A 5,325-nucleotide genomic window follows, 5' to 3' on the forward strand; every position below is an offset into this window, starting at 1 on the left:
AGAAAACAATCGCAAGTATGACGAGACAGTTTTGACTCAGGTTGAAGTAGCCCAAAAGCTATACGGAATTTATAAAACTATTGAAAGTGTTTCTAATATAATAGTTAAAATTGATAAAGTAGGAATCGATGTTAACTCATTGAATAGTAATGATGATAATAAGGATTTTCTAAACCTATTAGTTAAAGAATTTGATCGTGTAAAAATGAATCTCGATCCGTTCAATTGGGAAATAATTCTCAAATGGAATGACAAGGTTAACAAATATAAAGATCCGGTTTATAGCTTTAAAGTACGAGACAAAGAAATCAAAATTCAAACGCATACAGAAAGTTTATCACATACACAGATTCCAAAAGTAGCCCTGCCAAAATATCAGGCTTGGGGCGATATTTTAAAATGGAACCTGCAGGAAAATGTACCTGGCGAATTTCCATTTACATCGGGATTATATCCTTTCAAACGTGAAGGTGAAGATCCTTCCAGAATGTTTGCCGGCGAAGGCGGACCTGAGCGAACTAATAAACGTTTTCACTATGTGAGTGCTGGTTTACCTGCAAAGCGTTTATCAACTGCTTTTGATAGTGTTACTTTATATGGAAATGACCCTGATTTGCGTCCTGATATCTATGGTAAAATTGGAAATGCCGGTGTTTCTATCTGTTGTTTGGATGATGCGAAGAAATTATATTCCGGTTTCGATTTAAGTCATCCATTAACATCGGTAAGTATGACAATTAATGGACCAGCTCCCATGTTGTTGGGATTCTTTATGAATGCTGCTATCGATCAAAATTGCGAAAAATATATTATTGATAATAATCTTCAAGAAGAAGTAGCCGAACGAATTGACAAAATTTATAAGGATAAAGGATTAACACGACCAAAATACAACGGACAGTTGCCTGATGGAAATAACGGTTTAGGATTAATGCTTTTAGGAGTTACCGGTGATCAAGTATTGCCACTAGATGTATACGAAGATATAAAAGTAAAAACTTTGTCTAAAGTTCGAGGAACAGTGCAAGCCGATATTTTAAAAGAAGATCAAGCGCAAAACACTTGTATTTTCTCAACTGAATTTGCCTTGAGATTAATGGGAGATGTGCAGGAATATTTTATTCAAAAGAATGTTCGTAACTTCTATTCAGTATCTATTTCAGGGTATCACATAGCTGAAGCTGGTGCAAATCCAATCACTCAATTAGCATTTACGTTATCTAATGGATTTACTTACGTGGAGTATTATTTAAGCCGTGGCATGGATATCAATGAATTTGGTCCTAATTTATCCTTCTTTTTCTCCAATGGAATAGACCCAGAATACGCCGTTATTGGAAGGGTAGCGCGAAAGATTTGGGCGAAAGCAATGAAGAACAAATACGGTGCTAACGAAAGAGCACAAATGTTGAAATACCATATTCAAACATCTGGACGTTCTTTGCATGCTCAGGAGATTGACTTCAACGATATTCGTACTACGTTGCAGGCATTATATGCTATATACGACAATTGTAATTCCCTTCATACTAATGCTTATGATGAAGCCATTACAACTCCAACCGAAGAAAGTGTGCGTAGAGCCATGGCAATTCAATTGATTATCAATAAAGAATTAGGGCTGGCTAAAAACGAAAACCCTATTCAAGGTTCCTTTATTATCGAAGAGTTAACTGATTTAGTTGAAGACGCAGTTTTACTAGAATTCGACAGAATCACTGAACGCGGTGGTGTATTGGGAGCTATGGAAACGATGTACCAAAGAAGTAAAATTCAGGAGGAAAGCTTGTATTATGAAACATTAAAACATACAGGTGAATTTCCTATTATTGGTGTTAACACCTTCTTAAGTTCCAAAGGATCACCAACCGTATTGCCAGCTGAAGTAATAAGAGCCACCGAAGAAGAAAAACATGAACAAATTAAAACCTTAGATAATTTACATAAAACCTATCACGATAAAGAAGCCGAACAAATTGAAGCTTTACAAAACGCTGCTATTAATAATGATAACATTTTCGAAGTATTGATGGATGCAACTAAATATTGTTCTTTAGGTCAGATTACTGCCGGCTTGTTTGAGGTAGGAGGACAGTATAGACGCAATATGTAAATTATATTTATTTAAAAAAAACCTCATAGTGATATGAGGTTTTATCTACTTGATTTATCTTCATTAAACTTCTTCAGAATTGCTTTTAACTTTTCTTCACGCGCAACCTTTTTAGCTTTTTCTTTATGTTTTGTTTTGTGAAGCTTATCATTATGTGCTTTAATATTTTTGGCATTGTTTCTTCCCATGTGCTAAAAATACAAATTTATGTTTCATAATATTTTTTGGCATTAAAATTGGTTAAAGCGAAATATTATTAACCTACTTGTCGGCAGACATGTCTTAAATATAACATATTATGAAAAAAATTACTTTAGTTCTAGTTTTTATCTGGATGATAACGCTACATGGATGTACAGTAAACGAAGACAACACTAATAATATTGATAACGATACTATTAGTGAGGTTTGGGAGTATAGTAATAATGTCAATTTTTTATTTTCAAACAATTATACCTCAACATTAATTTTTCCACATCCAACTTTTAATTCTGATATGATTTTGTTATATAGATTAGATGGAGTTGTCAATGGTCGGGATATTTGGAAAATTATGCCGCAAACTTTTTATTTTAACGATGGAACTTTAGATTTTAGATATGACTTTGATTTTACAACTACTGAGGCTGTTGTTTATTTAGAAGGATTTGATTTGGAAGGTATTTCACTTGCATTTAGAACAAATCAAGTAATTAGAGTGGTAGTTGTTCCGGGTTTTTTGGTAAAAACAGCAAAGTAAATTTCAAAGATTATAAAGCTGTTGTAAAAGCTTTAAAAATTGATGAAAGCAAAATAATCAAAGTGAAACAATAGATTTTACTACTATTTTTAAATAAAAAACCATCTCAAATAGAGATGGTTTTTATTTGTATATTTTTATTTATTAAGACACGTCAACCGTTGTAGCTTCAGCTATCTTTTTATAAGTACCATTCACTAGCTTTTCTCTTATTGCCTTGAATGAAGTAAGTGTTTCTTCGATATCTGCTAAGGTGTGAGAAGCTGTCGGAATCATTCTCAACAAGATAATTCCTTTGGGAATTACTGGATAAACAACAATCGATAGGAAGATTCCATAGTTTTCACGCAAGTCATTAACCATCACCATTGCTTCTGGAATTGAACCTTCTAAATAAACTGGTGTTACACAGGTATTTGTATCTCCAATATTGAATCCGTTCTCTTTTAAACCGTTTTGCAAAGCATTTACATTTTCCCAAAGTTTGTCTTTCAAACCAGGATTGTCTCTTAACAACTGTAATCTTTTCAATGCACCAACTGTTTGAATCATTGGTAATGCTTTGGCAAACATTTGCGAGCGCAAATTGTATTTTAAATAATCGATAATAGTTGCATCAGCAGCAATGAATGCCCCAATGCTAGCCATAGATTTGGCAAACGTAGAAAAGTAGACGTCAATTCCGTCTTGGCAACCTTGTTCTTCTCCGGCACCAGCACCAGTTTTTCCTAGAGTTCCAAAACCGTGAGCATCATCAACTAAAAGACGGAAATTGTATTTCTTTTTCATTTCCACAATCTCTTTCAACTTTCCTTGTTGACCACGCATTCCAAAAACACCTTCGGTAATGAATAAAATTCCACCACCTGTTTCTTCAGCAAGTTTGGTTGCACGTTCAAGGTTTTTTTCCATACTTTCCACATCATTGTGTTTATAGGTATAGCGTTTTCCCATGTGCAGACGAACACCATCAATGATACATGCGTGAGCATCAACATCATAAACAATTACATCGTTTTTAGTAACTAAAGCATCAATGCAGGACATTATCCCTTGGTAACCAAAGTTTAATAAATAAGCCGATTCCTTTTTTACAAAAGCTGCTAATTCTTTTTCTAATTGTTCGTGAGCATCAGTGTGTCCAGACATCATTCTTGCTCCCATAGGATATGCAGCACCATATTTTATTGCAGCATCGGTATCTGCCTGACGAACTTCTGGATGATTAGCAAGACCTAAATAGTCATTCAAACTCCAGTTTAAAATATTTTTACCGTGAAAAGTCATTCTAGGACCAAGTTCTCCTTCTAATTTTGGAAACACGTAATATCCTTCTGCTTGAGAAGCCCATTTTCCTAATGGACCTTTATTATTTTGTATTCTTTCGAATAAATCTTTTGCCATAATCACTTTGTGTTTAATCGGTGCAAAAGTAATAATTAATTATTATAATTTATGCTTAAGGAATCATGTTTTATGAGCTTTTCATAGATTATATTTGTAAACCAAAAATATCAATAATGCAACTCGTATTCGCTTCCAATAACAAAAACAAAATCAAAGAAATACAATTATTAGTTCCTCAATCTATCCAGGTTTTGAGTTTAAAAGACATTGGTTGTTTTGAAGAAATTCCGGAAACTGCGGATACTATTGAAGAAAATGCTATTCAAAAAGCTAACTATGTTACTGAAAAGTATGGCTACAACTGTTTTGCCGATGATACTGGTTTAGAAGTAGAAGCTTTAAACGGTGAACCAGGCGTTTATTCTGCACGTTATGCAGGCGAACAAAAAGATGCGACGGATAATATGGATAAATTATTGAATAATCTTAAAGATATATCCAAACGAACTGCCCAATTCAAAACGGTTATTGCATTAAATCTTAATGGAAATCAAAAACTATTCACAGGAATTATCAAAGGCAAAATAATTGGAGAAAAAGTGGGGGCCAATGGCTTTGGCTACGATCCAATTTTTGTTGCTGATGGATACACCAAAACCTTTGCCGAGTTATCGATAGAGGAGAAGTCTACCATCAGCCACCGAGGTTTGGCAGTAAAACAATTGGTTGATTTTCTTAGTAGCTGAGTTTCTGAGTAACTGAGTGGCTGAGAAAAATATTAACGTTATGAATAGCCCTTAACTGCCTGCCGATAGAAGTTGGGAGTAACTATCGTTTAGTGCTGATAGCGGAAGGATAAGTGAGATAAAAGAAATAATTCAGTTCCTAACAATAATAAACTCAGTTACTCTGCCAATAAGCTAGTCAGCTACTCAGTTACTTCGCTAGCTAAAAGCTAACTTATTAAATATCAATAAATAGCAAATTAGTGTATATAGTATTTAAAGACTACCTTTGCACCAAATTTTAAAACTTTATATGAATAAATTTGAACAATTAGGTCTGAATGAGTCGTTACTGCTGGCGATCAAAGATCTAGGATTTGAGAATCCGTCAGAAGTGCAAG

At 34.0% G+C, this 5,325-nt stretch carries 5 protein-coding genes; 3 read left to right on the forward strand and 2 right to left on the reverse strand.

Going from position 1 to position 5,325, the window contains the following annotated elements:
• On the forward strand, positions 1-2,113 hold a 2,113-nt coding region (locus ACOYLP_RS10465), incomplete at its 5' end, for a methylmalonyl-CoA mutase family protein (RefSeq protein ID WP_422856116.1).
• A gap of 41 nt (positions 2,114-2,154) precedes the next feature.
• On the opposite strand, the gene ACOYLP_RS10470 is transcribed toward ACOYLP_RS10465, so the two are convergent.
• Complete coding sequence (locus ACOYLP_RS10470; RefSeq protein WP_422856117.1) at positions 2,155-2,301, reverse strand: hypothetical protein; 147 nt, start codon at positions 2,299-2,301, stop codon at positions 2,155-2,157.
• A 110-nt stretch (positions 2,302-2,411) separates the two neighbouring features.
• Here ACOYLP_RS10470 and ACOYLP_RS10475 point away from each other — a divergent pair, with 110 nt between their 5' ends.
• Positions 2,412-2,852 (forward strand): hypothetical protein, encoded by a 441-nt coding sequence (locus tag ACOYLP_RS10475; RefSeq protein WP_422856118.1) that lies wholly within the window; start codon positions 2,412-2,414, stop codon positions 2,850-2,852.
• Positions 2,853-2,996: 144 nt separating this feature from the next.
• Here ACOYLP_RS10475 and ACOYLP_RS10480 read toward each other — a convergent pair whose 3' ends face one another.
• Positions 2,997-4,256, reverse strand: coding sequence for an aminotransferase class I/II-fold pyridoxal phosphate-dependent enzyme (locus ACOYLP_RS10480; protein WP_422856119.1), 1,260 nt, complete (start codon positions 4,254-4,256; stop codon positions 2,997-2,999).
• Between the two features lie 116 nt (positions 4,257-4,372).
• Between ACOYLP_RS10480 and ACOYLP_RS10485 the strand changes: the two genes are divergently transcribed.
• Positions 4,373-4,945, forward strand: a complete 573-nt coding sequence (locus ACOYLP_RS10485; protein WP_422856120.1) for a non-canonical purine NTP diphosphatase — start codon at positions 4,373-4,375, stop codon at positions 4,943-4,945.
• Positions 4,946-5,325: the final 380 nt, after the last annotated feature.

The organism is Flavobacterium sp. (assembly GCF_049318325.1).
Classification (GTDB): domain Bacteria; phylum Bacteroidota; class Bacteroidia; order Flavobacteriales; family Flavobacteriaceae; genus Flavobacterium.

What these genes read in the sequence shown, in the direction of transcription:
- ACOYLP_RS10470 (WP_422856117.1), bottom strand. Translation starts at nt 2,301, where the DNA reads ATGGGAAGAAACAATGCCAAAAATATTAAAGCACATAATGATAAGCTT.
- ACOYLP_RS10475 (WP_422856118.1), top strand. Translation starts at nt 2,412, where the DNA reads ATGAAAAAAATTACTTTAGTTCTAGTTTTTATCTGGATGATAACGCTA.
- ACOYLP_RS10480 (WP_422856119.1), bottom strand. Translation starts at nt 4,256, where the DNA reads ATGGCAAAAGATTTATTCGAAAGAATACAAAATAATAAAGGTCCATTA.
- ACOYLP_RS10485 (WP_422856120.1), top strand. Translation starts at nt 4,373, where the DNA reads ATGCAACTCGTATTCGCTTCCAATAACAAAAACAAAATCAAAGAAATA.